The sequence below is a fragment of the Terriglobales bacterium genome (assembly GCA_035624475.1).
GTDB lineage: Bacteria > Acidobacteriota > Terriglobia > Terriglobales > Acidobacteriaceae > DASPRL01.
Genome location: DASPRL010000173.1, coordinates 1 through 3,398 on the forward strand (window position 1 = coordinate 1; position 3,398 = coordinate 3,398).

Here is a 3,398-nt window from a genome sequence, read left to right on the forward strand (position 1 = left end):
CGTGCGCCGCACCCTGCCCATCCGTGCGCTGCTGCTGCTGCTGGGGCTGGTCAGTCTGGTCGGGATGCCCTACGCCGTGCTCATGCCCATCTTCGCCGACCAGGTCCTGCACGGGGGAGCGCGCGCCCTGGGACTGTTGATGGGAGCGGCCGGAGTGGGCGCTCTCATCGGCGCCCTCACCCTGGCGGCGCGCACGCAGCTGCGCGGGCTGGGGACCTGGGTGGCGGTCTCCTCGCTGAGCTTCGGCGCCGGCCTGATCCTGTTCTCCTATTCGCGCTGGTTCTGGGCCTCGCTGCTGCTGCTGGTGCCGGTGGGTTGCGCCCTGATGGTGCAGATGGCCTCGTCGAACACGCTCATCCAGGCCATGGTGCCCGACCAGTTGCGCGGCCGCGTGATGGCGGTCTACACCATGATGTTTCTGGGCATGGCGCCGCTGGGGGCGCTATTCGCGGGGGCGCTGGCCGAGCGCCTGGGCGCGCCCCTCACCCTAGCCCTGGGCGGCTTGGGGTGCATCGCGGGAGCGGCGACGTTCTGGGCACGCTGGCCCGCCCTCCGGGTAGAGGCGCGGCAGATGATCGTGGCCCAGGGCCTGGCGGGCGGAGACCCTGCGGAAGAGATCTCGACCACGCGCAGCGCGTCGTGAGCAGGTCGCACTTTCCTCTTAACGCCAGATCTGGTCCAGGGCGCGCTGGAAGTTCGCGCCCAGGATGCCGGCGATGTCGCTGTCGGAGTAGCCGCGGCGCAGCAAGCCTTCCGTGAGATCGAAGACGCGCTGGGGATGGTTGAGGCCGTCGATGTCGCCGCGGCCATGGAAGGCGGGGCTCGACTTGTAGCCGGTGAGCATCTTGGCGCGCAGCGCTGGGGGCAGCGCGTCGTAGCCGTCCAGATCGATGTCGCTGCCCATGCCGACGTATTCCACCCCGACCAGCCGGGCCACGTGGTCCACGTGGTCGAGCACGTCGTCGAGCGTGACCGGCTCCGCCGCCTTCACGAACATGCGCACCCCGGTGATGCCGATGACGCCGCCGCCCGCGGCCAGCTTGCGGATCTCCTCGTCGCTCTTGTTGCGGGGATGGGGATTGAGGGCGCGGCAGTCGGCGTGGGTGAAGAGCACGGGGCGGCGCGAGGCCGCCAGCGCGTCCAGGGTGGTGCGGTCGCCGCAGTGGGAGAGATCGATCGCCATGCCCTCCTGGTTCATGCGCGCCACCACCTCGGCGCCGAAGGCGGTGAGGCCGGTGTCGGGGCGGGACTCGTAGCCGCAGCCCAGGCGGTTGGGCAGGTTGTAGGTGAGCTGCGAGACGCGCTGGCCCAGATCGAAGAAGAGGGGGATGTCCTCGACCGTGCGGAAGTGGTCGGCGCCCTGCAGCCCCAGCAGGATGCCGACCTTGCCCGCGCGCTTGACCTCGGCCAGGAGGCCGGGGTCGGTGATGCGCAGGAACTCGCCGGCGTGCGCCAGGATGAAGCGGTTCCAGGCGTGGAAGACCTTCTGCGCGTCGTCGAAGGGATCGCCGCGGCGCGTCCCCCAGCCGATGTGGAAGACGCTGATGCCGGACTCCCGGTAGCGCGCGAAGTCTTCCGCGGTGAAAGTCTCGGGCCGCGAGAACCAGGTGACGGTGGAATGGTCGGGGCCGCCCAGCACGTCGGGATAGGCGCCCAGCTTGAACTGGCTGAGCATGTCGATGACCAGGGAGCGCGCGACCAGCTCCCGGCAGCGGGCCGAGTATTCCCGCGTCGAAAAAGCAAAGAGGCGGAAGCGCCCGCGGTTGAGGAAGGGCGCACCCACCGACATTGCCGCGGCCGCCCCGGCTGTCTTCAGCCATTGCCTGCGATTCATCCCTGCACCCTGCCCGCATAGTGTAAGCTACAAAGTTTTCTCCGGGGCCGGCACGGCCCCGGAGAAGCCATCCTTTCTTCGAGGAGCACGCATGAAGCGCTTGAGCGCACTCTTTCTGGCCTCCATCCTGCTGGGCCCGCTGGCGGCGCAGGAGCCGGCCGCCGCGCCCGCCGGCTATGCCTTCTTCCGCGATCCCCAGGAGCAGCAGAAGTGGGAGCAGAAGTTCCTGCTGGCGCCCGACCCCAAGCGCGCCGAGGACGACCTGCGCACCCTGACCTCTGCGCCCCACATCGCCGGCTCGCCCGAGGACAAGAAGACGGCGGAGTTCGTGGCCAAGAAATTTCGCGAGGCCGGGCTGGAGACCGAGATCGTCGAGTACAAGGTGTGGATGAACACGCCGGCGGAGATCAGCGTGAGCATCACCGGCCCCGGCCCCGCGCGCGTGGTCGGCCCGCACCCGGAGAGCGTGGCCGGCGATCCCTACGAGAACGATCCCCGCGTGGTCCTGCCCTTCAACGGCTACTCACCCTCGGGCGACGTGGAGGGCGAGGTGGTCTACGCCAACTACGGCCGTCCCGAGGATTTCGAGAAGCTGGCGCTGCAGCACATCGACGTGCGCGGCAAGATCGTGGTGGTGCGCTACGGGCAGAACTTCCGCGGAGTGAAATCGTTCGTGGCCGAGCAGCACGGGGCGGCGGGCGTGATCATCTACTCCGACCCCATCGACGACGGCTTCTTCAAGGGCGATCCCTATCCCGCAGGGCCGTGGCGGCCGCAGAGCGGGGTGCAGCGCGGCTCCGTCGGCTACACCTTCGAGTATGCCGGCGATCCCACCACCCCGGGAGTGGCCTCGGTGCCGTCGCTGCCCGAGAGCCAGCGCGTGCCTCCGGCACAGGCACCCGCCCTGCCCAAGATCCCCACCACCCCCCTCTCCTGGGGCGACGCGCAGCCCATCCTGGAGCAATTGGGCGGGCCCGAGTCGCCGCGCGAGTGGCAGGGAGCGCTGCCCTTCACTTACCACCTGGGTCCGGGGCCGGTGAAGGTGCGCCTGCACCTGAAGCAGGACTATGAGTACCGCACCTTGTGGGACGTGATCGGCAGGATCCCCGGCAGCGATCCCGAGCAAGGGAACCAGCTGGTGGTGGCGGGCAACCACCGCGACGCCTGGGTCTATGGCGCGGTGGACCCCAACAGCGGCACCGCCGCCATGCTGGAGGCAGTGCGCGGGCTGGGCGAACTGCTGAAAGCCGGCTGGCGGCCCAAGCGCACCATCATCTTCGGCAGTTGGGACGGCGAAGAACAGGGCCTGATCGGCTCCACTGAGTGGACGGAAGACAACTTCAAGATGCTCTCTGGCGCCGCCGCCTACTTCAACGTGGATGTGGCGGTCTCGGGGCCGAATTTTGGGGCCTCGGCGGTGCCCAGCCTGAAGCAGTTCGTGCGCGACGTCACCCGGGTGGTGCCCAGCCCGCAAGGCGGCATGCTCTATGACGTCTGGCGGCGGACGCGGGAGCGGCAGGCGGCCGAGCGCGCCGCCGCGCGTCCCGAGGGGACGGGCTCGCAG

Annotated in this window: 3 protein-coding genes; 2 read left to right on the forward strand and 1 reads right to left on the reverse strand. The window is 69.5% G+C overall.

Going from position 1 to position 3,398, the window contains the following annotated elements; all coding sequences use genetic code 11:
* A partial coding sequence (locus tag VEG08_07140; GenBank protein ID HXZ27759.1) for an MFS transporter occupies positions 1–643 on the forward strand: 643 nt, incomplete at its 5' end.
* Between the two features lie 18 nt (positions 644–661).
* On the opposite strand, the gene VEG08_07145 is transcribed toward VEG08_07140, so the two are convergent.
* Positions 662–1,834 (reverse strand): membrane dipeptidase, encoded by a 1,173-nt coding sequence (locus VEG08_07145; protein HXZ27760.1) that lies wholly within the window; start codon positions 1,832–1,834, stop codon positions 662–664.
* Between the two features lie 91 nt (positions 1,835–1,925).
* Between VEG08_07145 and VEG08_07150 the strand changes: the two genes are divergently transcribed.
* The coding region (locus VEG08_07150; GenBank protein HXZ27761.1) for a M28 family peptidase at positions 1,926–3,398 on the forward strand (1,473 nt) is incomplete at its 3' end.

Excerpts from the sequence above, each read along its gene's own strand:
- VEG08_07145 (HXZ27760.1), bottom strand. The coding sequence starts at position 1,834 with ATGAATCGCAGGCAATGGCTGAAGACAGCCGGGGCGGCCGCGGCAATG.